This window comes from Falsihalocynthiibacter sp. S25ZX9 (genome assembly GCF_041205405.1).
In the GTDB taxonomy this organism is placed as follows: Bacteria; Pseudomonadota; Alphaproteobacteria; order Rhodobacterales; family Rhodobacteraceae; genus Falsihalocynthiibacter; species Falsihalocynthiibacter arcticus.
In genome coordinates, this window is sequence record NZ_JBGFCD010000192.1 from 1 (window position 1) to 314 (window position 314).

The 314-nt window shown below is 61.5% G+C and carries 1 pseudogene; it reads left to right on the forward strand.

What is annotated here, in order from left to right:
• Positions 1–314: pseudogene (locus tag AB9F29_RS21860) on the forward strand (nitric oxide reductase D protein); the annotation flags it as partial.

Sequence of the window (314 nt, forward strand, 5' to 3'; positions counted from 1 at the left end):
GACCCACAGAAGATGAGCGCAGCCACCACCGGCTATCGCTTTTACGCCGCTTGGGAACAGAAGCAGAAGAGTTGCCGCGCACAAGCTTTGACGGGGAGGCCATGCGCCTTCCCGCACGCCTCGCCCTGTTTCCCGCCCGCGAAGCCAACGCCGCACTTTACCTTTGGCTCACCGCCGCCACGGCCCATGCCGTTCCATTTCTTGAGATCGAAGACGCCATACGCGCCGACCTTGCCGCCCTCACTGCGGCCTATAATATGACCCAAGCCACGCAGGAAAACTGCCCAGGCCTCGTGGGTCTGTATACTGACCTT